This is a genomic window from Levilactobacillus yiduensis, from assembly GCF_024718525.1.
Taxonomy (GTDB): Bacteria; Bacillota; Bacilli; order Lactobacillales; family Lactobacillaceae; genus Levilactobacillus; species Levilactobacillus yiduensis.
The window spans coordinates 1-26,346 of sequence record NZ_JAMXAZ010000012.1; the positions used below are offsets into that span (position 1 = coordinate 1).

Here is a 26,346-nt window from a genome sequence, read left to right on the forward strand (position 1 = left end):
ATAAGGGAAGGCATTCCCTATTTCTATACAATTCAGAAATCTTTTATGCATTTACACAAGATATTTTACGCTCTCAAGAGTCCGGCACTCCCTACAATAAAGAAGTAGGCAGATAGCCGAGCTCGCTTTAACACCGATAACGCATATAACCACACGACCGTTCCCACTAGGATACTTATCTTCATTCGCACCAGTCCTATTAATTAACTTCCCTAACGTTGGCCTCCCAGCGTTATCAAAGACTACTTGCCACTCGTCCGGTTGCCTTGACGCTTCAGCTTACCAGACTTGCGTAACCGCCAGTAGCCAAGACCCGCAATTCCCAAGCCGATACCAGAGATGACGTAGGGGCCGGTGGACCCACCGGCGACGGTGACTTTTTCATTACCGATGTTGGGGTTGTACATGGTGATAGTCTGACCGGTCATGCTCGATAGATTAAGCTTACTAAGATCGATTTGGAATTCAGCAATCGGTTCTCCATTACTGTTGCTGGAAACATAACCATTTCCAACAGTCCCATATTGGGGACCTTCATTCGTAGTTCCACCAGTGAAAGTCACCGCTTGAGCCCTGTCTGAACTAACCGTGGAACTAGGCATGTTATTCGACCAAATATAAATCTTTTTCCCATTAAAATCAAAATTATAATCCCCGTAGCCAGGAACTTGCCCATTGCCTTTTATCATTCGCACATAGACGTACACCTTATCACCATCACTAACCATGGCCGTATATCCGTTATAACCACCAGTTAGAGTGACATGCTTCCAATCCGCGAACTTTCCGTCAATCTTAATATTGAGATTATCATTGTCGTTGCTGGCATTGGTATCCGTCGTGGTCGTCGCTTTGGAGCTACTATCAGCTTTACCATCAATAACACCGGATGCACTATTCTGGTCGGCATCACTAATATTATCAACAGTCGTCGTTGCACTGTCACTCCCAATACTAGGGTTAGAAACCGAAACTTTTTTACCGTTAACTGAATCAGTCAGGCCAAACTTACTGAGATCAATCCGGAACTCTCCACTTTCATGAGAGCCCTCAGTACCAACGTATCCGGCCCCAACAGTTCCATAATCATGGCCGTTATTACCTTTCCCACCTGTTAACGTAAATGACTTTGTTTGATCTCCACTAACACTCAGATCATCGCCAGACCAGGCATGATACGTTTTACCATCAACTTGAATACTATAGTCGCCATATCCAGGTACTGATCCATTCTGCATTCTGACGTAGACATCGATGTACTGTCCATCGCTCTTTACAGCCATTGCCCCACTATAGCCAATGGTCAGGTCTGCCCCTTTCCAATCCGAAAACTTACCATCAATCGTGATGTTATCGCTCGCGTGCGCTGTCACTGGTGTCGCGCTCACGGCGGCTGCGCCAGCTAGTCCTAGCGCAACCACACCTGCCATCATTAACTTCCACAACTTCATGAGGTCAAATCCTCCCTCCAAAAAACCTTTAGCAACCTGCCACATCGGCCGGTTGCTAATCATGCAACTGTCAAAAACCATTCTACGGTAATACTATGCTATCATTGGCAATTAAGCAAGCTAACATTTTTACACAATATATAACTTCTAATCGTTCGGTAACCTAGGGCTTAATGTTCACTGAAAATATCCGTTTTCAACGTGATTTTCATCATCACCTGTGTCCCTTAACCACCTCTATTGTACTAGGTTTTTAAGTGGTAGGCGAGAGATTACTGTCATTTTTTGTCGCCCACAAGTCATTTAACTGTTCAGCCACGTGCTTTTAAGTTTGCGATAAGCTTTCCTATATTAGGACCGTAATAATCAAGAACAGTTAATGGTTGGTTGCGCAAATTTATTACCGCATTAAAAAACGACCAAGCCGTCAGACTCAGTCGCTCATTATCTATTCCACTGAATGATGGATCCTAAATCAATTACCGCCGACGCCACCAGAAATGTAATCCCCAACCACCGGTAATCGCCAGTAACAAGGCACCTAACCAGCGGCCCTCAGTGGTCGATCGTTCACCAGTCTGGGGTAACTGTGACGCCGTGTTTTTAACGTGATCCGTCGCAAATGGCTGGGAAACGATCGCCCCTAAGGCCGTTGATCGGTGTGCCATTGGCTGCAGGAAGTCTGGTAGTTTCTGGCTTTCTGAGCGCTGCGATGCCGCAGTGTCCGCTGGCTGCTCTGCGTCACCTGGTTTTTGTGGCGTAACCGATTGATCTGGGTCAGTTGGGTTTGCTGGGGTTACTGGTTTCCCTGGATCAATCGGCTTTTCTGGGTCCACTGGTTTTACCGGGTCAACCGGTTTCTCTGGGTCCACTGGCTTTTCCGGATCGACCGGCTTGGTAGGCGTCGTTGGCCGATAAACGACCGTGAAGACCAAGTCCTGGCTATCCGACCAGACGGACTGGGCCGTTAACTGGGTCAAATCGCCGTCCGGGGCATCATTGGCAACGACCGTGTAACCCGCAACCATTGGGTGTTGCCGCGCTGCAAACTCACCTGCGACTCCCGGTATCCAGGTGGTCTCAGCTGTGTCAATTGGCGCGCCCGTTTCCGTCAGTTCAGGTGTCGCTGGCTTGCCAACGGTATAGTACACGCGCTGGTCACCCGTGGTGGGGTCGGTCACCGTCAAGAAGGTGAACGGCGCTGCCTGAAAGTCCGGAGCGACCGCTTTTCCCTGTTCATCGACGTAGTGAATCGTTTCGTTGACCACGTGTTGTGTCGCCTGATAATCCGGGGCATACACGTAAATCACATCCCCGTTGTCGCCAGGCTGAGCCAGCGTGCCCGTGGCGGGTAGACTGGCTTGGCCCGTGACCGAGCCAGTGTCCATTCGCACGAACCGGTAGTGGGGAATCGTTAACTGTGTCGTCGCGTAATCCGCGCCCACAGTGGGACCGTCCGGATAAGTGACTGCGGCCTGACCAAGTTGTTGGCCCTGCAGATCCACGTATTTCACATTGACCGTGGCCGCCTGTTGGTAGTCGAACCGGGTCAGCTTGAACTGCTGGAGGTTCTTGGCGCCACCAGTTGAGGCACTCACGATCATGGCCAAGGCCTCATCCGTGGTCGGCACCGTCTTGCGCCAAACCAGTGGCGTGCCATCGGCCTGTGTAAATCGAATCGTCAGCTCCCGGCTGTCACCATCATAGTTGACACTGAAGTCGTGAAATTTACTGTCCAAATCGCTGGCGGCCAAGGCTTGAACAGAGGACTGGTCCGTCTCCGCCCACCACCGGTCGTGAAACTGACGACTCACCGTTTGCACGAGTCGCTTGCTGGTCGTCACGAACGCCCCAAACTGCGGCGTGCTGGGATCGGCCGACCAGCCAAAGCCGTTGGAGTCGTTCGCAGCAAGTTGCGCCCCCGATATATCAGCCGTCGGTCGCGCCGCGTCATTGTGCCACGTGTCTAATTTAAAGCCCAGAGCGGAGACCAAGCCGCCGATGCCGAGGTTGCCCCCAGCATTGCCGACGTCACTCACGTTGCCATTGTGAAAAGCGAAGCCAATCCCATCTGCCCCGCCCTGTGCGGACGTCTTGTCGCCCAGGTTCACCTGTCCTTCCAGTGAAAAACTGGTCCCCATATCAATCTTACTCTTCAGCGAAAAATTACCGACTTGATCGTTCTTATCCGGCGTCAACGTCACGATACCCGTCTGTTGGTCATAGGTCGCGTCACCATTCAGCTCAAAGTAGTCCGTGAAATTTTGTGCATCGACGTGTGAGCGGCTGACGGTCTGCGCTGTTTCCTTGACGGCAGGCACGACATTCTTCCGGACGGTCACATCCGTGGGCAGTTTCGCCGCGGTCTGCTTGGCCACCGCTGCCGGCTGTGTCGGTGTCGTGGTGACCGCGTCATCAGGCGCCGATGTTGACCGCTCCGGTACTGATTCGGTCACCGGCTCATCGGTGGGTGTCGGCGAGGATGACCCTTCACTGGTTGCCGGGTCATCTGCCGCAGTCGCTGCTGGGGACTCGTGCTTTACAGATGTAGCCGTTTCTTGACCCGCGACGGGATTGGGGACGGTAGCCCCCGCTGCCGCGACCATCTGTAAATTCAAGCCCAACAAAACAGCTCCTGAAAACACCCACAGCTGTCGATAATTTTGATTCCGCATCATCGTTTTTACCCCCATAACTTCAATCCACTCAACTAATTGGTATTGAGTATACCGGGAGAATTTGCTGATAAACGCGAATTTGTATTTAATTTTTCCAAGTGGCCCAGAAAAATACAATGCCTGCATATTTCCGGGATACCTCCCTGCAAGTCGCCATTTGGCAAATTAATAAAGTTAATCTACTTCACTATTCTGCTGGCGATATTCCAGCGGCGTCATCCCCAGTTCTCGTTTGAACCGTTTGGAAAAATCAGCCGCGTCATAAAAATTCAATTCCTGGGCAATCTGGCCGATCCGCATCGTGGTCAGCAGGAGAATGCGCTGCGCCTCGCGAATCTTCTTGACGTTGATATAATCCCGAATCGACATGTGCATCTCCGTGTTGAAGCCGCGCTGAACACCGATCGGATTGCATCGCTGATTCACGTGCGCCAACACCTGCTTGACGGTCAGCTTTTCACGCACGTGGGCGTTGATGTAGTAGATCACATCCAGCGTCGACTCCAGGTGGTCGGCATAGGCCAGGCCATCCGTCTGTGCCAGCTGGCCAAAGTCCGTGATGATGCGTTTTAGCAATGGCACGTACTTGGCCGTTGTCACCGGGAGGTCCAGCAGATGTTGGTGGTACTGGGTTCGCAACTGGACGAATTTAAAAATCTTCACGTGATTCTGAATCCCCTCAAACGATAAAATGTCGACCAGCGCATGCAGTTGCGCGACCTTCTGCTCCGGCGTCAACCGGTTCAGCAAATCCTTCGAGCGCGCCAAGTTTTCTTCAGCGAACCGCACGCCTTCCGCAATTCGCCCGGCCCGGTAAAACCGAATGAAATCACGCTCCACGTAACCAATCAGAATCATCGCCTTGGTGAGTTGGTCCTGCTCCGTGTAGGACCGAATCGAGTCTAAATATTGCGTGTACTGTAACTCTGATGCCACAATCAATTCCTCCCAAAAATAGTTAAGCACAATGCTTGGAAGCAATCCTATCAAAAAAGTTTCTGAAAATCTATGGATATGCCTAGATGCTAGCCAAGTCGGTCGATGTGAGGGAGTGGCGCAACCGATTGGCAATTACCCGAATCATCATTGGTGATGAACGTACCAGCCTACCAAGCATTAAGAAATCTAACCATCGCAGGTCAGTTTAGTGGGGCTGTATACCGTTTACTTGGCGAGCGGAAAAATAATTTTGGGGCGGAGCTGGCCAGTCTATTTCTCGTGCTTTTCTGTTTTAGCGTCTGAAAACTTGGGAAGCTACTACGTAACAATCATTGCTGGTAATCAATCAGCGTTATTCTATACGCCCATCATCTAAAACGGCTTTTCCCATAACAAGCTGACAGATAGACAATAACTAAACTGATTCCACGAACAAAACCACTCTGAGACAGACAGCTGTCTAACCTCAAAGTGGTTCTATTCACCCATCAAACGCAAAACTAATTCAAACTTACCTCGGCTGCTGTCCAGTCGTTAGCTCTTGGTGACGCGTTATTGTCACTAGCCCATCCACTTTTTCCGTAATTTCTGAATATCATGAACAGGCTCACTCGACTCATCCAAAAGGCCAAGCTCTTCCGCCTTAGCAATGACCATGGCTCTTTCTATCTCTGGCGGTAGTCGAACAATCTCGTCTTCGTTTCGGGATGTAATTGGATAACTAAATCCCTTATCTAAATTAAATTTTGCAATAAAAATCTTAATTGCAGTAGAAGTTGTTAAGCCTATCGCCTCGGCGTTCTTTTCAAACTTTCTCTTCTCTTGTTCATCAAGTCGGATAGTGATTTGTGACATTGCCATCATGACCACACCTCTTTCATAAGCTAAATATATCATCCAGATGCTCAACTTCGATAGCTGTAGACTTGGATATGAAAGCCAAATTCTATCTTTTCCGTCAAAAAACACCAGCCATCTCTCGGATAGACCGGTGCTTCTCTTTCCCTACATCAATGACCATTTGCCATGACTCCTAGTTCCCCAACTAGTCGGCGTTTTTGAATTGGCCATTGGTTAAGGCGCTCTTTAATACCCAGCCTTGACCCTTAACATAGCTGAAGGCTTGTGTTTTCTTGTTGGCATTTTGTAATTTCACTTGCTTGGTAACCTTGTAAGTCGTCCCCGCCTTTAAGTGGCCCTTAGCCGTCAAGGTCATCGTTGGCCGATCAGCCGCGATGGCTGCCTTGTAAACGACTGGCTTGGCATCCTTGGTGTGCACTGTCTTGGCCTTCTTCAAGGTGTTGACCGTCAGAATCGTGTAGGTCTTCGCCTTAGCCGTGACGCCATCCGCTGGCTTAAACTTGCCGGCGGTCAGCTTGCTGGCAACGACCCAGCCTTGGCCCTTCACGTAGCTGTAAGTTTGGGTCTTCTTTGCGCTCAGCTTTAATTTCGCTTGCTTCGTCACCTTGTACGTGGTCCCTGCCCTTAGCTTCCCCTTGCTAGTCAGCGTCATCGTTGGCCGGTCAGCCGCAATAGCCGCCTTGTAAACGACTGGCTTGGCATCCTTGGTGTGCACCGTCTTGGCCTTCTTAAAGAAGTTAGACGACACGATGGTGTACGTGTGTTGCTTAGCAACTGTCGCGGACGTAACCGTTGCCGTCGTGCTAGCAGAAGCCGGTACGGCCAGAGCCAAAGGTGCAGTCAACGCTAAAACTGATAATAGAACAACTGATTTTTTCATAATAGACATCCCCTAATCCAAAGATTAAAGTTAGTATAGTTATATTACAGAAATGTGTCAATGATATTTCGACTGTAATATTTTAAGAATGTCTAAAGGGGTGATGTTTCAGGGCGTGTCGTAAGCTGCAAATTCGATTATACCGGTAATTATAAGCGATTCAAGCAAAAAACAGCCGCCTAAATCTCGCTGTTTACGGTTTAAAAAGGCCTTACTTTTTGCTTTATTTTTGTCACCTATTCGTAATATTCAAGTCTAATTTACCAGCACCGTACCTGATTTCGCCTGTGTCTCAGGCACCACTGAATGGCTACGCACTGACACTTCACATGCTTCATTTTTTTCATCACCAACCGCTATCCCTAGCAATAACCCACCCCACAAAAAAACGACTAACCCCCGCAAATGGCATCAGTCGTCTCTATTTGGCCCCGAAAGCAACTGCCTCTCGTAGCCCTATTTTCCGTGGTGCTTGTCATGTCAGCTGTCTTTCTCCCCATGTCTAAGCCGATAACGCATCACCGCTGCCCAACGTTATTGCATCCGGTACTTACGGCCGCGCTTTTGGATGTCCATTTGCACCCCACTCGGTTTTACCCGTTGGCACCACTTGCGGTAGTTGCGGTGTTTCTTGTGCAGCTCCCAGACTTGGTAACTAAATAACACAACGCCATAGATTAAGAAAAACAATCCCAACAGGGTCCCCAAGTTTTCCACTAGTAATTGCACTGTCATTGTGCTCTCCCCCTATCCTGTTATCACACTGTCTAAAGCCGGTGCAGAAATATTGAATCCGTCTCCACTTTAGATTCTAAAATCTCAGTTGCGCTGGCGCGCCGCAATATTCCCCGATATAAGGTGCGACTCTGGCAATCTGGTCGCCGAACCATCTCAACGTCATTCTGCCGGTCAAACGCCACCACGGTATATGCCGACTGGCTTTCCTTACTGACATCACGATTCACACACCAAATCTGTTGGACCGTCGTCAACCCCAGAAACGGCGAAATCATGTCTGCCAATCGCTGCTCAAACTTCTCATCCTGAAAAGTTGTGCTTAAAACTAATGCCCGCCTATTCATACTCATTCCCCCAAAATCTAAAGCATCAACGTTATCTCTTGGCCTAAATCTATCACAATATGGACTATTTTTTCAAAACATCGCGCTTGATTAACAATTCTGACTTACAATCTAACGACTAGAACATTGATTAAGACGATTAAAGACGGTGCCTTTTGCGAGAGCTAGCTCATGTTTTCGGTATCATTTTAGGCAGAATGATACCGAAAACAAAAAATGATCCCGTAACTCTTTATAACGTAGCCCGCTGCTCCTAGACACAACCAACAGGCGCTACCAGATCAAGTTCGATCTAGGCAGCGCCTGTTTACTTTTTCATTTTAGCGTTACCCCAAGTTTTCCCGAAAGAACGCCGCAAACTGGTCAAATGGAATCAGATCTACCCGATCATAGAAATCAACATGCTGGCCACGGGGCATGACTAGGAGTTGTTTCGGGTCTTGGAGCCGCGCAAACGTTTCCTCTGTAAAGGCTTTGGAATGCGCCTCCTCACTGGTCACCATCAGAACGGGACGTGGCGAAATTTCAGCGATGCGGCTTGTCGCCTCAAAGTTCATAAAGCTCAGATTCGAGATTTCCGTCACGTTGCGCAAGGCATGAGGATGCCAGCCCCGTTTAAAGCCGTAAAAGCTAAAAAATTCATGAGCCACGGGATCCAAATCCGCTGGAAATTCCGTGACCGGCTGAGCTGGGTAATTCGCATTGGCCGCGGTTGGTGCCGACCAACGCTGCTCACTTAACGCGGTCAATTGTGCTTGCCGGTCCTGCCCCGTCGCTAGATTCGCCAGATGGGGAATATCATACAGCACACTGGTCGCAACCGCCTTGATTCTGGCATCTTGGGCCGCGGCCGCCAGCGCAAACCCGCCAGAGGCACAGATCCCCAGCGCACCAATTTCTTGGCGATTGACGAAGCTTAACTGACCCAAGTAATCCACAGCTGCCGAAAAATCTTCGACGTACGTATCCGGTGACCCACTGTAGCGGGGATACCCGCCAGAATACCCGTGATAGGCCGGATCAAACGCCAGCACCACAAAGCCCCGTTGCGCCAGCTGATTGGCGTACACTCCCGGGCCCTGTTCTTTCACACCGCCAAACGGGGGACCGATGACCAACGCGGGCTGAGCTTGCCGCTTGTCCATGGCGGTCGCATAGTATAGGTCCGCCGCAATCTCAACGCCATACCGATTACGATAATACACGTGTTCCCTGGTGACCGTGGCATCCAACGTAAAAATGTAAAACTCGTCTGCCGCCTTAACGCGGACAGCTGCTAATGGATCTGTTGTCATGACCTTCACTCCTTTTGTGCACGAACGATGCGGACAACCCGCTGATTTCCCATATGCTGAATCACAGAACGATAACGAGGCGTATCAAACCGGCCGATGATGTGAATCCCCTCGTAGTAGGATTCCCGTCCCCAATAGAAGACCAATCGTTGATCTGGTGACCAATACCCAATGCTTCCCTTGGTACCAGCATGACCACGCGGCATCCCGCGCGTGGGTAGCGCACGATTCAAGTCGGCAATCTTTTCTGGCAACCCAGCATAGTCGCGAAATGTCAGTGTCATGGGCAGCCGTTTGACTAAGGCCTGGGCCGCAGAAGAGGTATTCAAATGCGCCGGCAAGGTCTGGCCATTCACAATCACGGCAATTTTCTGGGTCTTCCCAACTACCCGGTGGCTGGTCGCGTGCTGGCTCGCCGCGGTCTTGGTTGGCGCTGTTGCTTGTGCCGAGCGACAGCTGCCTAACCCTAAGGTCAAGAGACTCAAAGCCCCCAAGAACAAATAACATTTTTTCATGTGCTTCCTCCTCGCCGTTCAGATGAGTCCAATTACTTTGCATAGGATTAATATACTAGGAAATCAGTCACATGTATAATACCTATGTTAAATATCCAGATATACATTTTGACTATATGTTGTTGCCAACGCAAAAAGGCCCGAGTCAACCCCGAGCCAAAACACAATCGTCACCCATCAATTCCGGTCATACGCCCAGACGGCCAGTGGCGCAAAGATCACAACGACGCCCACGCCGAAGATGAGGACCAGGCTGGCCGCATGCGTCCAGGTACCCGTCGCCAGGAGTTGGCGAATTGCGGTGATCACCGCCGTGACCGGGTTTAAATTTGCCAGGACGTGCAGTGGCTTCGGCAACGACTTGAGGGGAATGAACGCATTGGAAACGAAGGCCAGAACTAGCATCGCCATCAGTGACAGGCTCTGGACCGTCGCCGCACTCTTCGCCAATAGCCCCAGCAAGGCGAACAACCAGGACAAGGCCCAGCCAGTGAAAATCGCTAAGCCCGCGCTCACCAGTACCCAACCGAATCCCGCGGCTGGCCGCCAGCCCATCAGATAACCGGTGGTCAGCGACGCAATCGCCGCCAGTACCAGGCGCAGACTATCCGCGAAGAGTTGCCCCGCCAACGGTGCGATGTGGGCCATCGGCAGTGATTTGAACCGGTCAAACACCCCGGAGTCGAGGTCCTCTCTGATCTGGGCACCGGAACCCGAAGCCGCCGATAACATCGCTTGCATTAATATCCCCGGCACGATGGTCGGTAAATACGCCTGCACGTTGCCCGCAATGGCCCCGCCAAACAGATACCCGAACAACAACATAAACAAGACTGGCTGCACGATCACGTCCATGAACCGGTCCGGGTTGTGGACCGTCTTCAACAAGTTCCGATAGGCCATGGTGGCCGTGTTCGTAATGATATTTCCTTGATGCGTTTGTAAATCCATAAGATTACCTGCTTTCTTAATTCTTGCCAACGGTGACGTTCATGAAGACATCATCCAGCGACGGCTCCTGAACCGTCAGCTGACGAATCCCAATCTGTGCTTGGGTCAGTGCGGTCAACACGGGAGCAACCTGCGCGGCCTGGGCTACCCGTGCGCGGAGCCGCTGTCCGACCTGCTGAACCGTGGCGACAGCCTGAGCAGCGAGAATCTGTTTTGCCGCGGTCAATTGCGTGGGTTGGGCCAAGGTAAAGGCCACCTCGGTGCCGCCAAGCTGGGCCTTCAACGCTGCCGGCGTCCCCAGCTTGACCAGCCGGCCGTGGTCGATCACCGCCAGCCGATCCGCTAATTGATCGGCCTCGTCCAAATACTGGGTGGTCAATACCACCGTCGACCCCTGATGAACCAGCCGCCGAATCGTCGCCCACATCTGCGACCGCGTCCGGGGGTCCAGTCCGGTCGTTGGTTCATCCAAGAAAATCAACGCTGGCCGGGTAATCAGGCTGACGGCCAAATCCAACCGCCGGCGCATCCCCCCAGAGAAGTGCTTCAACGCCCGGTCCGCCGACTGCGTTAACGAGAACTCCGTGAGTAATTCCGTGGTCCGTTGCTTAGCATCCGCTCGCGACAACCCATTGAGCCGCGAGAAGATCATCAGATTCTCCCGCGCGGAAATATCCTCGTCAACGGACGCGTACTGCCCGGTCAACCCGAACAGTGACCGCGCCAGCCGGCCTTCTTTGGCGGTGTCGTGGCCAAAGATTTTGACCTGTCCCGCATCAGCCGCCAATAGCGTCGTGATCATCCGCAACGTGGTCGTCTTCCCTGCACCGTTGGGCCCCAAGAGGCCAAAGACCTCACCTTGTTTGACGCTAAAAGAGATATCGTCAACGACCGTTTTATTGCCAAATTTTTTTGTTAAATGCTTAACTTCAATTGCTGGTACATCTGTCATAATACCTGCCCTCTTACGCGTTTATCTTTAATCAGGTCCCCCTGACAAAATTAATAATAAGGTCCCCTGATTAATTTGTCAAGTCTGCCGGCTAAATTTCTGAGTGTCCCGGTCGACGATGTCAGGTATAATGGCTGTAGGAGGCGGTTTAATGCCTGATTTAACGAAACAAAAAACAGCGGCGGGCAAGCTCATCGAGTTCGGCATGGTGCAGCGCACGGCCGATGAAGTCACTGACCGGGATCATGCCGATCAGAGCGACTTTTTTCAGGGTCAGGGTAAAATCCTCTTGGCCCTCTCACAAGCTGATCACCTGTCCCAAAAGGAATTGGCTACGCGGCTGAACCTAACCGCCCAATCGACAGCCGAATTTGTGAATAAATTGGTCAAAAAACAGTTGGTCACCAAGGAAAAATCCACGGCGGATCGGCGGAAGACCATCATCAGTCTGACGGACGCCGGCCGAAAAACCGCGGCAAATGTGGCCACGGAAATTCCCCCGTATTTGACCGTCTTAACGGACGAGGAACTCGATCAGTTAGCGGCCATCTTAACGAAGATCAACGCCAGCCTGTACGAAGAAATCAGCACGGCCAACCCCACCTGGTATGACAAGTTCCATCAGGCCGTGGCAGACCGGTTACGTGACTGGTTTTCGTAGGCGCTCACACGTATTGTGGTATAGCAAAAAGGCATCACGCTCGTTCCCGGTTGGGAGTGACGTGATGTCTTTTGTTTTCCAGTTAAACTATTTAGTTGAAGAGGTCGTTCCAAACGCAACGGAATTGTAGGCCAGCAACATGTTTAGGTCATTGAAGGCGTATGATTCGGTACCGTAGTACGTAGAACCAGACAGCGGGCTATCGCTAGTCGCAGGCGTCATCGCATTCATGGCCGATAATGCCTGGCTATAAAGAGTCGTGTCCCCGACTGCAGCCGCAATTTGCGCAACGTAACCATAGTTGGAAGCCGCATCTTCTTCGGCGATTGGCGTACCATCCAAGTTATAGTTGTTATAAATATGGCGATCAGCAGTATTTGCTTTCAGCCAAGCCAACGAAGCCTGTGGCAATTCTCCAACCTTGGCAAGATTCAACATGGTCAGTAACCCATCAGTGATGTTGATGTGTTCAGCAGTAAGACCATTTTCGCCGGCATCTGTTGGAACCTGATAATTACCTGTACTGTAATCATAGAATGTAGCGAAGAATGGGAATTTGTCACTGATGTAACTATCCTTGATCAGTTTTAACTGTTGCTGGTAGGCAGTTTCTCCGGCAGTATTTCCAGAATCGTACAACCCTTTGGATTCATAAATGGCCTTCAAAGTCGCGAGGTCCAAATAGTCTAACCGTATCCGTTTCTCCTGACCACTTGAACTATAGCCATCGATCATTTGGTAATACGCATTCAAATCATACTTTGTGAACCCGTTGATCAGCGTTTTAAGCCACGTTACCCGGTCATTGTTTCCGGGATCCTTTTGGTTCATGATCAACAGCGCTTGGATGATTCGTAGGTCGTCAATCGAGGCACTTCCTTGCGTAATCGTATGGTCGGCGCCCTTAGATTGCCAATTAAAGATTCCCTTGTCACTGTCGTAGAAGCGTTTAACCATCCCCGCAAATGCCGTATCAAAATCAGTGGCATCTCCTGAATTTGCTAATGCCAGTAGCCACAAACTGCCGGTTTCACTAAGTTCTTCATACGTTCCGCCAGATTGACCTGCCGTGTAACTTGAGTACAGCACGCCGTCAGCATCAGTCAATCCCGACTTCACAAAACTAGTCATATTCGTTGCCAATGTTGCCCGCGTAGCTTCATCTGTTGCGCTGAGGCCTGACAATGCTGGGCTGAGCCCACTAAGCGAACTGATTTTTGTTAGATCGGCGTCCTGAGCTGCCGTTGTAGAATTCTCCGCCGGCGCATCGGCTAATGTGTACGTGATATTACCCTTATAATTACCGGTATATGCTGTGGACCCAACGTCAGTCCGCAGGTTGCCTTTGGTCCCTGTTGTACTGTCAACTGTATCCGCAGTAGCCTGACTACTATCACCCACTACCTTGGTATCATCAGCCGATGTCGGTTGATAATCATAAATCGATTGTGGTTCACTATTTAGCAAGACACTATGTTGCCCGTTGTAATAGTATAGCGGCAACTCATGTCCACCCGCGGACAACCCGGAAGTTGCCGCGGTTAGTTGGTAAGAATCACCGGCCGCATTAGTTGAATTGACAGACAAGTTAAAGTCTGTTGCGTTGGTAATACCCGAACCAACTTGGTGGGAACCAAACTTAACATCGTTGGTTGTAATTCCATAGGACTTAGGTAATGCAAGTGTGAGTGGGACGCTTACCGTGGCTAGATAGTTCATACCGCCGTTATCATCATGGATAGCTTGCTTTTTCGCTTGATCAAATAAAGCAAAGGTGAAGGTCCCGCTGGTCATACTCTTGTCCGTTGTATCAATCGTCAATAACGGATGACCAGTATCACTATAGGTCAATTTAGCTCCTGTTTGGGTGCCGCCGTTCATGTCAATCCCTAAGTATTGATAATCCTGACCTGGCTCACCACCATAATACTTGCTTAAATCTAATGTCATGGTCTTGCCATCACGCGACGTTTGCCAGTCTGGACTAGCAATTGACCAGGTTTGATAATTACCATAGGCATTTTTCAAAGTAGTACCACTGGTGATATGGTTTGCGCCATATTGCATGTCAGTTAAACTAGTAGCCTTACTTAAATCGGGTAAGTCGCCAGTAAACTCGTTATTGATACCTTGGAAACTAGTCAACTTCGATGTGAACAATGAAGCTGGCAAAGCACCGCTGAAGTTATTATAGTTTAAATTGATTTCACTTAAGTTGGCCAATGAAGCAATTGCATCCAAAGACCCACTCAATTGATACTCACTTCCATCCGCTTCTTGTGAGAGGTTCAGCTTTTGCAGACTCTGTAATCCAGACCAACTCGACGGAATTTCTCCTGTAAAATGATTATCATTCAGATAAAGTGTCTGTAGCGCTTGACAGTTAGTAAGATCCGGTAAGCTATCGCTAATGGAATTACTCGAAAGATTCAGCATTTGAAGGTTCTGTAATTGTGACCAGCTCGCTGGGACTGCTCCTGTAATTTGGTTGTTATTCAAAAGAATCGTCTGTAGCACAGGATAATCCGTAAGATCCGGTAAATTGCTGCTAATTAAATTATGTGAGAGATCCAAAGATGTTAGCCCTGAATCGCCAGTCAATCCTCCAAAATCTGCTAGAGCATCATTTGTAGCCGTGAGAGTGGTTAATTCAGGCCGGTCATCCAACCCCCAACCATCTAAAGTACCAAGCGATGAGTTATCAATTTCTACGTTAGTTAATTTCGTCAGATTAGACAGAACTTGGCCATTACTTTCTTTGAGAACTGCCAAGTTAGGACTATCTGTTATCTTAAGATTAGTTAATCCCTTGGCGTATTCCAATCCCTTTAGGTCACTGATGCCTGTCAACGTCTGACCATCAGGCAACTTAGTCAAGTTGGCTAAATTAGCCTTGGTCAGGTCACCATAACCGTCAGCAGTCAAAATTTTTTGTAACTGTGACCGTAAGGCTGAATCTGGCATCCATTCATCTGTGGGTTCTGTGACTGTCAATGTCAAGTCAATCACCTTGCCATTGACTGTAATCATAACGTCCGATGTCAAGTTATTGGCAATTAGTTTTTCGAGCCCTGAGTCTGTCAATTTGAACTTGATTTCCTTATTCGTTAAATCAGGCGTAAAACTAATATCGTTGGCAGTCAAATACTTACTGTTATTAGGATCATTAGTGTCTTCATAATCACTGGGAACCTGAATTTCAATATCGGAATTAGTGGCTGTTCCTAGGCCAAAATCTGTTGTATCAATTGTTCCCTCTGAAGAATCTTTGCTAACTTGAACCGCTTGCGATTCTTTTGTGGGTTCCGGAACAGTTGCATCCAGCATCTCGTTTTCATTGTAATAGGTAACAGTTTTCCCTGAAAACTCTGGACTGTCGTCAAACACATCACTAATCGCAAATTGAGGAATACTTAATTCCTTATCCCCCCACTTGTTAAGGTCAATAATCATACGTGAGCCATCAGGTGTAACACCATCTGGAAGTGAATTTCCATCCGGAAGTGCCATAGTTACCTTGTGATAACTAAAACCGCTATCAGTGTTTACAAAACCCTTATACCAATTAGATACCGGAATATACGCTTGTCTTTTAGAAAAAAGTGGATTATACGTTATATTGTTTCCGGGTATTAATGATTTAACTTGAATGCCCGTCTTAATGGTGGGACTATACTCAGTGTTTGGCATCCCAATTTCACTATCACCACTAAGTACGTAAACTGGTTTATTTGCTGAGTTACTCAGTCTAAGCAAGCCAGACAAATCGACATCCGGTGATGACGCATCTACAGTACCCAGATTGTTGTATACGACGTGATCAAAAATCGACCAACTTCTTGACGTATCATCCCCTGGTGCTTTCGTAATCGTGGAGCCACTAAAATCAAATTGCACAAGATTAGTGGCATATTGCAAACCAGTCAAATCAGTAATTTTAGCATTGGGAGCAGGTATGTTGACAATATCCGTCATCATTGCCTTCGTAATCTGAGATTTTGATGTTATATCATTACCATGTTGCGTCTGATGAGAATCATCCGGATTATGCAGAGCATCATAAACTGCCTGTTGCAACGCCGTATCCGGCATCCACTCACTAACTGGCTCATCATCACTCGTCGACGATGCGCTACTCGAATCACTAGCTGCTGTGCTGGCCGCAAATGTGGTCGCACTGAGCGACTGAAGGGGCACTGCTAGCGAGATCACCAAAGCTAGCAGTAACGTTAAAAATCGCATGAATTTTTTCGACTTGTTTGGCAAAGCGCATCTCCTCTTCCCCATGACACTTTTTTACGCTTTATCTGCTTGGTTCTTGCCCAGATGTTTCTTGAGCCATTTGTACAGTTCGTACAACAAGACTAGCACAGCCAAAATGACGATGGCGTACATCAGGTAATCCTTCCAGGTCTTTTGCGGGCCAAAGTTGGCGGCGTTCTTCTTAACGTTGGCCACCTGGGCGTTGGTGACGGTCAGCTGCTTTTGAAAATGCCAGGAGTAGCCGCCCTTAGCCGTCAACGTCCCGGACAACGTGTAGGTGCCCGCGGCCAGTTGCTTGTTCTCCAAGTCCAGGTTCAACTTGAAATTGCTTTGTGGCGCGAACGTCATCTGTTCTTTGGTGAAATGTTTCACGACTTTTTGCTGACTATCCGTTAGCTTGGCAGTTAACTTGCCTTGCCCCACGAGGCCCCGCGTTTGGTTGGCCATCCCTAAGCTCAGGGTCGGCCGCGCTTGAGCCAGGCCGTAGTGGGCTTGGTAAAACTTCACGATGGGTGCCGTGACGGTATGACTGATTTTGTTATAAAATTCCAAGCCAATCACGTACTGCACGTGGGCCACGACCCCGGTCGCCTTGCTCTTTGACTTAGACTGCTGGTTGGCGCCGTGCTCAGCGATCGTGAACCCACCTAGCATCACGCCGGTAAACTGCTTAGCTGGCGCCGTGAATTTGAACGGCACCTTGACCGTGTGCTTGCCCAGAACCTTCACGGATTTGGTCCGCGCTGGCGTCATAATCTGCTTGAGCTACGCCGGGAGTTTGGCATTGGTATTGTTGGTCCCGTAGTCTAAAATCCCGTTGGTGTTGGTCGACGCGATCCGTGGCGTGATGTCAAACGTGGTCGTCTTTTTAGCGTTGTTTGTGACCGATAACACTAGGACGCGTTTCTGGCCTGGGGTGACTTTAAAATCAAAATAGTCCACCCGTTTGGCATTGTCCGCTGGCAGTTCCGGTGCCACCGTGAAGCTGGCGGGCGCGCTGTTGCCGGCGGCTTGTGCGTTAATCGGCGTCCCGAGGCCAATCCCCAGGACCGTGAACCAGACGAGGGCTAAGACATACACCCATTTTCTTTGCAGTTTCATCATCAAATACTTCTCCCTCTGACAAATATGTATCCCTTAAAAGCATGACAGACCGGGAAATGTTGCGCCCGGTCTGTTCATACTTTTGGGATGCTCTCACCACGCAGCGTGCTTGATCAGTGGCACACGATACGGATGAAAGTTAACTTAACTTTTTAGCGACGTAATGTTCGGTAGGCGTGTAAGCCTAGGGCTACCAGCAAGATGAGTCCTAGCAGGACCGAGGACCCCACGGCGACTTCACCGGTCTGTGGCAAACGCCCCCAGGCAACGGCCAGCGTCGACGTGGTTCGCTTGGCCGGATTTGGTCGTGGACGAACGATTGTCGCGCGGCGGTCACTGGCGACGGAGCCGGTCGAGACGGAGTTGAAGATGGGCATCCGCGGTAGCTTAGACCCCGAGACTAACAAGGCTTGATTCGGAATCTGTGGCAGCGTCTGCGTCGCCGGTCGGCTGGTGCGCTGACTGGTCGCGTGACTCGGCTGTGTCGCGGGTTGCTTGCCCGGTTGCTGGTTAGATTCGTGACTCGCCGCACCACTACCGGCGCTCTGGCTCGAACTCTGAGACGAACTCTGACTGGAGCTGTGGCTGGATTCCTGACCAATCGTCACGCCAACAGATTTTTGCGTTTCCATCTTCTAGCCCCCTCGTTGCTAGTGGATAGATTTTTTGGTTTAGGCGGTTGTGCTGTCTGGACCTGAAGTTAATGTGTACTTCAGAGTTGCAACGTAAGTCCCAGCATAAGCATTCGTTGGTAATGCCAGAGTGGTGCCAGAAAGATCGGCCGTTGATTCACCCATTCCTGTATGGTCGGTATCAGTTTGAAATACAACTTGGCCAGCACCACCAGCCGTTAATTCTTTGGGTGTTGACGTCGTTGAACCAACCGTTGTCGCAGGCATCGTTAACGTTGCCCCTAAGGTCTTATCAGAACCATCTGTGCTTTTAAATTCACCTAATTCTGCTGTCACCTGCCATCCATCACCGGAACCCGTTTCATCATCAACCCCTAGATCAGTTCCTGTATAGGTGTCCGACGTTGCTTTGTTAGATGTATCAACTGTTTGGTTTCCATTTTTTGTACCATTTGTATCACCAACATTGGCTTTAAATTGGAATGATGGTGCCATTTGCATACCGCCATCCTTGGTAAATAGCAAACTACCAGCTGTTACATCAACACTAGCTGACTTAGTCGCACTGTCTCCTGAATCCGTATCCGCCGCACTAGCTCCCATTGGCAACGCCAAAGCCATGCCCAACACAACTGCAGAAGCTAATAATCCTGTTTTCATTTTCATTTTCTTCACTTGAAAGTAACCCCGGCCGACAAGTTGCTCCCAAACTCCCTTCTATGTAGATTTAAACTACTCCGGTCATTGAGATGTTTGGCAGAAATTGCTTTGTCAAACATTTTGGTTGAAAAATAGTTTCACAAACAATTCTATTAACAACCATACACGTTTTATTATAGCACCACTCTCAAAATCCGTCGACACGTCACTTAGCCAATTCTGACACGGATTACAGGCTTTTTTCATCGCAGAAATTTGCACCCACATGAACCGTTTTGGGGACTAACTTTTTTCATTTGGCGCGGCCCTCAATACGTCAAAAAAGCCGCGCCAATTTTCAGAGCGGCTTTATTTGACGAGTCTCAACTGAATCGGCGCTTACTCGCTGACCCCATATTCCAGCACCACCATCTCAGCCATCGTGATTTCCCGGTACAAAACATTGAACAAATCCTCACTAATTTCATGTTTGGCCGCATGTTGCGTCAGTAAGAACGTGCGCTCCACCTGGAAAAACTGCCGGTAAATGCTCACCAACTCACGCATTTGTTCGGGCGTATATTCTGGGTGCCGGACCATTCGCCGCCACTCGCCAAAAAATTGTTTGATGCTGGTATGCCCATTTTGCGAGCGCAAATCAAAGGTCACGGCCTCTTTGAATTCTTGTGAAATTGGGAGTGTCCACAACGTTTGCACGCCCGTCTCAATCATCTGTTCCCGCAAGCGGGCCAGTCGCTCAGTGGCATCAACATCCACTTGAATTTTCGGCAATAGCCAGCGGAAGAGAACCGTGGGCACCAGCAGGCTTAAAATGATCAGCCAACTTTCAGACATCAACACCAAGTTAAAGTCAGCCGTTCGCACCTGCGTTTCCGCAACCGTGAACGCCAAGGCAAACGTCACGGCGCCGTGGATACCGCCCAGCGCAAAGATCCAGGCCTCACGATTGGGCACGCGGTGGGCCAGCCGGACATAGCCGTAGCGGACGACCAAATTGGCCAGGTAGAGGACGAGGCCAATGACGACCCACAGCCACGACCCGTCGTAGCTCACTGACCGGTCGAGGGTGATCCGCACCAAGACGATGCCCAGGACCAAGAAGACGATACTGTTCAGTAGGTCACTCAGTAAGCCGACCATTTGATGAATGTCACTAGCCAATTGTGGATTGGCCAACGCGCTCCGTTCCCCTTCAGCGTTGTGCACCAGCCCGGCAAAGACCACGGCGATGATGCCAGAAACGCCGACTGCTTCGGCCCCAAAGTACAAGACGAATGGCGTCATCAGGTAAACTACTTTGAGGGGCGTCCCGTTGTTATACGTGTTATTAATGAAGTTCAACTTTGAACGCAACATCAATTGACGTACGTAAACAATCGCCGCACTGAGGACGCCGCCGAAAATGATACCGCCACCGGCCGAGTAAACAAAATCCCACAGCGTTTGCGAGTAGTTCACGTAGCCGTTGACGTACCACAGAATGGCCATATTTAGCAAAATGATTCCTGACGCATCGTTGAAGAGCGATTCTAGTTTTAAGCTGACCTGTTCTCGCCGCGGTAACACCCGCCCCATCGTCACGGACTCGGTGGCCGTGGCGTCGGTTGGCGTACTGATGGCAGCTAAGATGAAAGCCAACGGTAGACCGATGCCCGTTAGCACGTGGCTGCCTAAACCAGCCGCAATCGCACACAGCGCCACCATCCCCACGGTCAGACTCACGATTTCACCCACGTGACGGCCAACTAGATTCAGCCGGGTATTTTGCCCTTCGAAATACAAGAGCGGGGCCACGATCAACCCGATAAAGATTTCAGAATTAAACTTTTCGACTAACCCATTCACCACCGGAATCAGCGCAATGACCGCTCCCATCAGCATACTGACGTAGTTCACGGAGAGTCGCGGCAACCAGCGCCGGTTGATGACAATGCTCAGCATCGCTGCGACCACCAGGACCGCAGTTGAAATAAGTAACCCCATTTGGACACCTCATTTTAAGTTCATTAACTAAACTTAATTATTAGGCAAGGACGTCTGGTTGTAAATCAAAAACGCTTGTTAATTTGATTGCTGGGGGTCCTATTCTCGTTCTAACTGCCGCTTCCATTCTACTTGCTGTCTAGTCGCTAAATACTTTTCATTTAGGTTATGCCATAGAGTTGTTGAGGTTCCTAGCTCTAAGGCTAAGCCATCGATTAGCTTGTCATCCAACAAGATATTGCCATTGACTAATTCACCAATCTTCTTTTCTGTCGTATGCAACCGATCTGCGAGTTCTCGCTGATTCATCCCTTGATCATCCAGATACTGCTGAATGTAATATCCCGGGTGAAATGCAATTGATTGTTCACTACTAATTTTAAGCATCATGTTCGGCTCCTCAATTTGAATTTTACTGTAAAGGCTAGCAATCCCGTCATTAAAAACGAGTTGTCCTAGAGAATAACAAGTAGCGAGAAACCAGACTGTACTTGCCAGTCCGATTTTCCGCTATTCGTCATGCCCATTTACTCAGTAATACCCGGGTCCCGAAATCAGCTGGTCACCTGCCTTGGCCCACTTGGCAAGCAACTGATTGATTGCCTTGCGGTCGTAAGCATCCCCGTCTGCGTCTGCCAATCCGCGAGAGTCTTCTTGCCGATTCGGTCCAGAACCACGGACACAGCTGGGCAGCTGCCGGTTATCCAGCTCAGCCGCCGTTAAGACGTGTTTCAGCGTAATTTCATGGTCCCAGCTATCGCCGAAGTCATATTCGTAAATCACCGGTCCAACGGCCAAATCTGGATACGGGTAGGCCTGATCCGTAGTCAGGTCAGTCGGGTCATCGTAGAACTCATCAAGCACGGCCAGGTATTGCTGGTCACGATGTCCCTTGGGCCAGAAACCGTACAGATGCTCATTTTCCCAGCCAAAGGCTAGCTGTAACAGCACGTGTAACTGGTCATAGCGAATCGAAATGGGCACCAGCAGTGTCCGCCAAGTGGCGGGTTGAACATCTTGTAATTTGACCGTAATTTCCATGGCAATCGGGTAATCTTGCATATTGATCGCTCCTCGTTTTAGTTAAAGTAAAGGTTAATTTCATCCATCATTGCTGAACGGCGGTGGTAATCCTGTCGCCAATCATAGGCTACCCGATTTGCGGCTGGCCGGCCACCTGGTAATTTGCTCAGGTTCACCAACAAAATAACTAACTGGTGATATTGATCACGTGACTTGGCCGGTTCTGCCAGTCGGTGCAGCTCCTGCACATATTTTTGGATCAGCTGCGGCGCGTACTTTGGTAGCAATAGCCGTTGATAGGTCAGTACTGCCTGCAACCCTGGTCGGTCCATCACCTTAGCCAATAGCTCCGGATATAACTGGTCGATTGCCAGTAGGGGCATTAAGTCCGTGTTTCCCGGTAACATCCCCAACAGTTGCGTCCGCTTGATTGGCCACTCGCTAGCCGGAAATTGTTGCTTGAGCGCTTGGTAGAACCCGGTGTCGCCCAGCCGATAGCTCAGCGCAAACAAAGATAGCTTTTGTTCCGGCGTGGATGCTTTAGCCAGTTGTCGATACAGCCGTCGCAACCGGTCACTGAAAGCCGTCTCCCGCAATGGTTGCGCGCTTTGCTGGCCCGCAATCAATTGCCGAATGGCCGTTGCATAGTCCTGCCGTTCCATGCATAAATCCACATATGCCAGTCGCACCGACTTAACGCTTAGATAGTGCAAGCAGAATTGTTCAATTTTATCTGGCGCCAGCTTGAGTTGTTGCATGACGCGCAAGTGCCATTTGGCCCAGCGACGCCGTTGATGTTGGCGCTCGGACTGAAAACGAATTTGCGGCACTGCGCGTAGCTCTTCAGATGTCCAAACGACCTTTTCTTGCAAGAATTCTGGCTCCTGAAACGAATCAAACACGAGTGTCAATGCATCCGTCTCAAAGTCATTAAGCCCCTTTACATGCACCTGGAACCACGCAAATGCTTTTTGCTTCAACTGCAAGTCTCCTTGCCCAAGCACTTGTCGCCAGGCGTGCACACATTTGTCGACTAACCACATGACTTCATCATCTTGCCCATCGTCAAACTCCAGCCGTGCGGTTTTCAAGACGAGCTGATTAATCACGTCAAGCGCCATTTCCAGCCGCCCCACGGTAATCAACTGGTTCACCTCTTGCGAGAGAAATTGGCCCATCGTCGTGGTGAACGGTTCAGCCTGTTCGTAGTCGACGAAGCGGGTATTACCCGTGTACGTTTGGATAATTTGGTCTAGCCGATTCATGTAGCCGACCAAGTCGTCGTTCTCCTTGCCTTTATCTTGCGCTAATTGGCGGGCAAACAACGAGACTAGTCCCGGGTCAATCCGCATCGTTTGGGCCAAAAAGGCTTTGACCTGTTGCGCAGTCGCTTGGCTGAGTAGCTGGGCGATAGCTGACTCATCCGGTTGGGGCGTGTCGCCCATCGCACTTAGGTCATCGGCCATAAACAACACTGCGGCCATGTGCTTGCAGTAGCGGTCACCGGCGGCGTAGGGACAGGTACAACTGCCCGCGCGTAACTTGATCACCCTGCACGTCCAGCACAACCTGATAGCGTTTGCTGCCCCGTACCGTCGCCGTAATTTTACCGTCACGGTTGCGAAAATTCGTGATCACATCCTGCTGATAATAATCCCAGCCCCGCTTAATAATTTGCGGATCAAACAACGCTTCCCAATCCATTTAGCCACCTCCCCAATCACATCTGTTTTTACTATACCAGCTTGCTTCTGGAAAGCCACGATTTTTTGCAAAGTCACAAAAGGAGCCCTGGCACTTGCCACAGCTCCCGAATCACACTAACGCTATTTACTGACAGCTTAACGTTTAACCACCTTAACCCAACGCGTATTCGCCGTAATATACCCGCCGGCTACCCGGTAACGCAAGGTCCCGTGGTCAGAATAGTCCCAGCCAAGAATCCGTAATTGCTGGTGACGCCGATAGTGGTGTGTCTTCTTTTGAAAATTAACATCTCGGTAACGCCAAATCGTGTGGGTCGTTTTAATTTGCCGTGGGGATGCGCGACGCCCGGTTTGAATCCACTGCCGGTTGGCTGTGACGTATTGCCCATTTGGCAGCTGGAAGCGCGTCGTGAGATTGTGCGTGACGATACGTTTGACCTTCAGCTGCTGGCCCTGCCGGTAGTGTCTTTGCTTCTGCGTTAAATTGGCCCGACCATAGCCATTAATGCCCCGTGGATTAATCACGGTAATGCGCTTGGCTTGTGTGTTCTTGGACACGTAGGTCGGTTCCACGTAAGCCGCGCGGGTGGTCACGTAGCCCGTCAGTCGATAGGTCTGAGAGTGCCGATTCACGTCCCGCACCCGGTAGCGCGCCACCCCGTGTTTGGAGGCCGCCTTGCCGATGACCACGAACTGAGGTTGCCGTGTTCGCGGCGCCTTGGCAAACCAAGTGATGCGGTTCTTCTTGGTAAACGTTGGCCGACGGTAGAAGCCAATCTTCTTGATGGCATTGAGACTACTACCGGTAAAGACTTCATCTGGCTCATCCGGAACCGGCGTCGGTCTTGGCGGCACAGTCGGTGTCACTGGCGGCGTCACTGGTGGTGTGACCGGCCGATTGACGGGTTGCCACACGTAGGTCTGGACCCCGGTTGGTCGCGTATCGCCTTCGTAAGCTTTAACGAGAGCATCGCTAGATTTATAAACTGCCCCTCGGGGATCGTCCTCGGTTCCTGCGCCAACTGCTTGCCAGGCGCCCGTGTAGTCTGCACTTGGTATTATATTAGCGAGCTGTGGCCCTTCACTTGTATTAGGGATTGTTACAAAACGAACACCGGAGCCCAGAACCAACCGAGAAATTTTTTCATCCCCGAAGAACATATCGTCAGTAAATGTATACCATGGATCATCTTCAGTCATTTTAAAACCTGAAATGTCTAAACTGGTTAAACTTGTGTCGTTGGCAAACATTTGTTGTTCGCCGTTATTCATCCCTGAAACATATACATTGCTAAAGGCTTTGCTAACATCAAAATTAGGAATATCCAATTTTTCCAGACTAGTACAGTCTTTAAACATGCACCAAAAATTTGTTCCGTTCGATGTATCAAACGATGAGAGGTTAACATTCTGTAAGCTGGAATCTCCTTGAAACATAAATTGAAAATCATCAACATTCTTAGTATCAAACTTTGAAAGATCCAAATATGTAAGCCCTGTTGCGCCAGAAAACATATACATCATGCTCGTGACATCACTGGTATCAATCCAGCTAAGATCCAGATCAGTCATGCTAGTTAACCCTGAAAACATGTACCCCATGAATTCAACTTTTCTTGTATTAAATTTTCCACCAAAAGTAATCTTTTTTAAATTTTTATCCCGGTCAAACAGCGATGACATATCAACGACATTCGATGTATCCAACCTGGAAACATCAAGGCTAGTCAAATTTTCCATACTCCCGAACATGCCACCCATATCAGTCACCTGAGACATATCCAGCTTATCTAAAACTGCATCTAGTGAAGAAAGACCCGACCCCATAAACATTTGATGCATATTAGTAACCTGGTCTGTATCGAAGCTTGAAATATCTATTTTTTTAAGCTGTTGCTCGTCATTAAACATACTCGACATGTTGGTAACCTTTTGGGTATTGAAATTCGACAAATCTAAGGACTTAAATGAGCTTCTTTGAAACATGCCCTTCATATTAACGGTATCGTGTGTATCCAAAGTATCAAGTCCTTCTAGACTTATTGGACCGCCCCCATAAAACGCATTAAATCCAGCAAATAAAGAGTCTGCACTTTTTCCTGTCTTTAAGTTGCCAGATAACTTGATTGTTTGCAAATAACCAAGGGCATCATAGTTTGAATTTTTAGTTATTAAGTCATACAGTACCCCAGAACCAAAATATGGATTCGCATTTGCTTCTGGCAACGTGCCACTGCCATCTGGGCCAGTGCCAGCAATCGTCAACGTCTTGCCATCCGCTGACAAGTCCCACGTACAATTCGTTCCCAGGGTGCCATGATAGGCTTGCCCCGTACCCGCAGCTTTCGCCGTCATCAGTCCTTCGCTAGCCGGCGCAGCTATCACTCCCCCTGATAAGCCTATCCCGATAACCAAACCAGCCAGCACTGCCACTGTCTTCTCCCACGACATGTTGTGACCCCCTACACTATTGATGGTTCGAATGACTCTGGCAAAAGTATACCATAGATAGTTGAGGTGGCTTCGGACTTTTGATTTTTTTCGTTTTAACAATATAAATATAAACCAGCTAAGCAAGAATTACGTTAAATGGTTCGCAAATCAAACAACGTTTGCTAAGCCATCGCCCCCTCTCCCTAGACCCGGTTACCTTACCTATGCCAACGCACCCCCATTGTCAGAATACGCAAAAGGAGCCGCAGCATCTGCC

Annotated in this window: 23 protein-coding genes and 1 pseudogene; 1 reads left to right on the forward strand and 23 read right to left on the reverse strand. The window is 49.4% G+C overall.

Annotated elements, in window-relative coordinates; translation table 11 throughout:
• Positions 1-77: 77 nt before the first annotated feature.
• The 12 genes and pseudogenes from NGM66_RS08085 to NGM66_RS08140 form a co-directional block, all read right to left on the reverse strand.
• Positions 78-185: pseudogene (locus NGM66_RS08085) on the reverse strand (exosortase family protein XrtG); the annotation flags it as partial.
• 57 nt (positions 186-242) lie between these two features.
• A complete protein-coding gene (locus tag NGM66_RS08090; protein ID WP_208908182.1) occupies positions 243-1,451 on the reverse strand; it encodes a Firmicu-CTERM sorting domain-containing protein in 1,209 nt (402 codons plus the stop codon).
• Between the two features lie 479 nt (positions 1,452-1,930).
• On the reverse strand, positions 1,931-4,129 hold the full coding sequence (locus NGM66_RS08095) for a lectin-like domain-containing protein (RefSeq protein ID WP_245155307.1): 2,199 nt from the start codon (positions 4,127-4,129) through the stop codon (positions 1,931-1,933).
• A gap of 174 nt (positions 4,130-4,303) precedes the next feature.
• Positions 4,304-5,065, reverse strand: a complete 762-nt coding sequence (locus NGM66_RS08100; RefSeq protein ID WP_208908180.1) for a helix-turn-helix transcriptional regulator — start codon at positions 5,063-5,065, stop codon at positions 4,304-4,306.
• Positions 5,066-5,629: 564 nt separating this feature from the next.
• Positions 5,630-5,932, reverse strand: a complete 303-nt coding sequence (locus NGM66_RS08105; protein WP_208908178.1) for a type II toxin-antitoxin system RelB/DinJ family antitoxin — start codon at positions 5,930-5,932, stop codon at positions 5,630-5,632.
• 181 nt (positions 5,933-6,113) lie between these two features.
• A complete protein-coding gene (locus tag NGM66_RS08110; RefSeq protein WP_208908176.1) occupies positions 6,114-6,809 on the reverse strand; it encodes a hypothetical protein in 696 nt (231 codons plus the stop codon).
• Between the two features lie 534 nt (positions 6,810-7,343).
• A complete protein-coding gene (locus NGM66_RS08115; RefSeq protein ID WP_208908173.1) occupies positions 7,344-7,544 on the reverse strand; it encodes a hypothetical protein in 201 nt (66 codons plus the stop codon).
• A 32-nt stretch (positions 7,545-7,576) separates the two neighbouring features.
• Complete coding sequence (locus tag NGM66_RS08120; protein WP_208908172.1) at positions 7,577-7,891, reverse strand: hypothetical protein; 315 nt, start codon at positions 7,889-7,891, stop codon at positions 7,577-7,579.
• A 326-nt stretch (positions 7,892-8,217) separates the two neighbouring features.
• Complete coding sequence (locus NGM66_RS08125; protein ID WP_208908169.1) at positions 8,218-9,186, reverse strand: alpha/beta hydrolase; 969 nt, start codon at positions 9,184-9,186, stop codon at positions 8,218-8,220.
• Between the two features lie 5 nt (positions 9,187-9,191).
• A complete protein-coding gene (locus NGM66_RS08130; RefSeq protein WP_208908167.1) occupies positions 9,192-9,701 on the reverse strand; it encodes a cyclophilin-like fold protein in 510 nt (169 codons plus the stop codon).
• A gap of 177 nt (positions 9,702-9,878) precedes the next feature.
• Positions 9,879-10,652 (reverse strand): ABC transporter permease, encoded by a 774-nt coding sequence (locus NGM66_RS08135; protein ID WP_208908165.1) that lies wholly within the window; start codon positions 10,650-10,652, stop codon positions 9,879-9,881.
• Positions 10,653-10,668: 16 nt separating this feature from the next.
• On the reverse strand, positions 10,669-11,604 hold the full coding sequence (locus NGM66_RS08140) for an ABC transporter ATP-binding protein (RefSeq protein WP_208908163.1): 936 nt from the start codon (positions 11,602-11,604) through the stop codon (positions 10,669-10,671).
• A 151-nt stretch (positions 11,605-11,755) separates the two neighbouring features.
• Here NGM66_RS08140 and NGM66_RS08145 point away from each other — a divergent pair, with 151 nt between their 5' ends.
• The gene (locus NGM66_RS08145) at positions 11,756-12,265 is read left to right on the forward strand and encodes a MarR family winged helix-turn-helix transcriptional regulator (protein ID WP_208908161.1); all 510 of its coding nucleotides are present in this window, start codon (positions 11,756-11,758) and stop codon (positions 12,263-12,265) included.
• An 87-nt stretch (positions 12,266-12,352) separates the two neighbouring features.
• Here NGM66_RS08145 and NGM66_RS08150 read toward each other — a convergent pair whose 3' ends face one another.
• The 11 genes from NGM66_RS08150 to NGM66_RS08200 form a co-directional block, all read right to left on the reverse strand.
• A complete protein-coding gene (locus tag NGM66_RS08150; protein ID WP_258115538.1) occupies positions 12,353-16,531 on the reverse strand; it encodes a leucine-rich repeat domain-containing protein in 4,179 nt (1,392 codons plus the stop codon).
• 30 nt (positions 16,532-16,561) lie between these two features.
• Positions 16,562-17,281 carry a WxL protein host-binding domain-containing protein gene (locus NGM66_RS08155; protein ID WP_258115539.1) on the reverse strand — a complete coding sequence of 240 codons (720 nt, stop codon included), beginning with the start codon at positions 17,279-17,281 and terminating at the stop codon, positions 16,562-16,564.
• 12 nt (positions 17,282-17,293) lie between these two features.
• Positions 17,294-17,632 carry a WxL protein peptidoglycan domain-containing protein gene (locus NGM66_RS08160; protein WP_258115540.1) on the reverse strand — a complete coding sequence of 113 codons (339 nt, stop codon included), beginning with the start codon at positions 17,630-17,632 and terminating at the stop codon, positions 17,294-17,296.
• Positions 17,633-17,784: 152 nt separating this feature from the next.
• The gene (locus NGM66_RS08165; RefSeq protein WP_208908155.1) at positions 17,785-18,264 is read right to left on the reverse strand and encodes an LPXTG cell wall anchor domain-containing protein; all 480 of its coding nucleotides are present in this window, start codon (positions 18,262-18,264) and stop codon (positions 17,785-17,787) included.
• Between the two features lie 39 nt (positions 18,265-18,303).
• On the reverse strand, positions 18,304-18,930 hold the full coding sequence (locus tag NGM66_RS08170) for a WxL domain-containing protein (RefSeq protein WP_245155334.1): 627 nt from the start codon (positions 18,928-18,930) through the stop codon (positions 18,304-18,306).
• Between the two features lie 372 nt (positions 18,931-19,302).
• A complete protein-coding gene (locus NGM66_RS08175; RefSeq protein ID WP_208908147.1) occupies positions 19,303-20,907 on the reverse strand; it encodes a cation:proton antiporter in 1,605 nt (534 codons plus the stop codon).
• 99 nt (positions 20,908-21,006) lie between these two features.
• A complete protein-coding gene (locus NGM66_RS08180) occupies positions 21,007-21,297 on the reverse strand; it encodes a helix-turn-helix transcriptional regulator (RefSeq protein WP_208908146.1) in 291 nt (96 codons plus the stop codon).
• Between the two features lie 141 nt (positions 21,298-21,438).
• The gene (locus tag NGM66_RS08185; RefSeq protein ID WP_208908145.1) at positions 21,439-21,969 is read right to left on the reverse strand and encodes a plasmid pRiA4b ORF-3 family protein; all 531 of its coding nucleotides are present in this window, start codon (positions 21,967-21,969) and stop codon (positions 21,439-21,441) included.
• Positions 21,970-21,986: 17 nt separating this feature from the next.
• Complete coding sequence (locus tag NGM66_RS08190; RefSeq protein WP_208908144.1) at positions 21,987-23,480, reverse strand: SWIM zinc finger family protein; 1,494 nt, start codon at positions 23,478-23,480, stop codon at positions 21,987-21,989.
• The gene (locus NGM66_RS08195) at positions 23,431-23,634 is read right to left on the reverse strand and encodes an SWIM zinc finger family protein (RefSeq protein ID WP_208908143.1); all 204 of its coding nucleotides are present in this window, start codon (positions 23,632-23,634) and stop codon (positions 23,431-23,433) included. Before NGM66_RS08195 ends, NGM66_RS08190 begins: the two co-directional genes overlap by 50 nt.
• Positions 23,635-23,771: 137 nt before the next feature.
• Positions 23,772-26,189, reverse strand: a complete 2,418-nt coding sequence (locus NGM66_RS08200; RefSeq protein WP_258115541.1) for a BspA family leucine-rich repeat surface protein — start codon at positions 26,187-26,189, stop codon at positions 23,772-23,774.
• Between the last annotated feature and the right edge of the window lie 157 nt (positions 26,190-26,346).

Excerpts from the sequence above, each read along its gene's own strand:
- NGM66_RS08145 (WP_208908161.1), top strand. The coding sequence starts at position 11,756 with ATGCCTGATTTAACGAAACAAAAAACAGCGGCGGGCAAGCTCATCGAG.
- NGM66_RS08140 (WP_208908163.1), bottom strand. The coding sequence starts at position 11,604 with ATGACAGATGTACCAGCAATTGAAGTTAAGCATTTAACAAAAAAATTT.
- NGM66_RS08155 (WP_258115539.1), bottom strand. The coding sequence starts at position 17,281 with ATGACGCCAGCGCGGACCAAATCCGTGAAGGTTCTGGGCAAGCACACG.
- NGM66_RS08195 (WP_208908143.1), bottom strand. The coding sequence starts at position 23,634 with ATGGATTGGGAAGCGTTGTTTGATCCGCAAATTATTAAGCGGGGCTGG.
- NGM66_RS08180 (WP_208908146.1), bottom strand. The coding sequence starts at position 21,297 with ATGATGCTTAAAATTAGTAGTGAACAATCAATTGCATTTCACCCGGGA.
- NGM66_RS08130 (WP_208908167.1), bottom strand. The coding sequence starts at position 9,701 with ATGAAAAAATGTTATTTGTTCTTGGGGGCTTTGAGTCTCTTGACCTTA.
- NGM66_RS08185 (WP_208908145.1), bottom strand. The coding sequence starts at position 21,969 with ATGCAAGATTACCCGATTGCCATGGAAATTACGGTCAAATTACAAGAT.
- NGM66_RS08105 (WP_208908178.1), bottom strand. The coding sequence starts at position 5,932 with ATGATGGCAATGTCACAAATCACTATCCGACTTGATGAACAAGAGAAG.
- NGM66_RS08115 (WP_208908173.1), bottom strand. The coding sequence starts at position 7,544 with ATGACAGTGCAATTACTAGTGGAAAACTTGGGGACCCTGTTGGGATTG.
- NGM66_RS08160 (WP_258115540.1), bottom strand. The coding sequence starts at position 17,632 with ATGATGAAACTGCAAAGAAAATGGGTGTATGTCTTAGCCCTCGTCTGG.
- NGM66_RS08165 (WP_208908155.1), bottom strand. The coding sequence starts at position 18,264 with ATGGAAACGCAAAAATCTGTTGGCGTGACGATTGGTCAGGAATCCAGC.
- NGM66_RS08135 (WP_208908165.1), bottom strand. The coding sequence starts at position 10,652 with ATGGATTTACAAACGCATCAAGGAAATATCATTACGAACACGGCCACC.
- NGM66_RS08175 (WP_208908147.1), bottom strand. The coding sequence starts at position 20,907 with ATGGGGTTACTTATTTCAACTGCGGTCCTGGTGGTCGCAGCGATGCTG.
- NGM66_RS08110 (WP_208908176.1), bottom strand. The coding sequence starts at position 6,809 with ATGAAAAAATCAGTTGTTCTATTATCAGTTTTAGCGTTGACTGCACCT.
- NGM66_RS08125 (WP_208908169.1), bottom strand. The coding sequence starts at position 9,186 with ATGACAACAGATCCATTAGCAGCTGTCCGCGTTAAGGCGGCAGACGAG.
- NGM66_RS08170 (WP_245155334.1), bottom strand. The coding sequence starts at position 18,930 with ATGAAAATGAAAACAGGATTATTAGCTTCTGCAGTTGTGTTGGGCATG.
- NGM66_RS08095 (WP_245155307.1), bottom strand. The coding sequence starts at position 4,129 with ATGATGCGGAATCAAAATTATCGACAGCTGTGGGTGTTTTCAGGAGCT.
- NGM66_RS08090 (WP_208908182.1), bottom strand. The coding sequence starts at position 1,451 with ATGAAGTTGTGGAAGTTAATGATGGCAGGTGTGGTTGCGCTAGGACTA.
- NGM66_RS08120 (WP_208908172.1), bottom strand. The coding sequence starts at position 7,891 with ATGAATAGGCGGGCATTAGTTTTAAGCACAACTTTTCAGGATGAGAAG.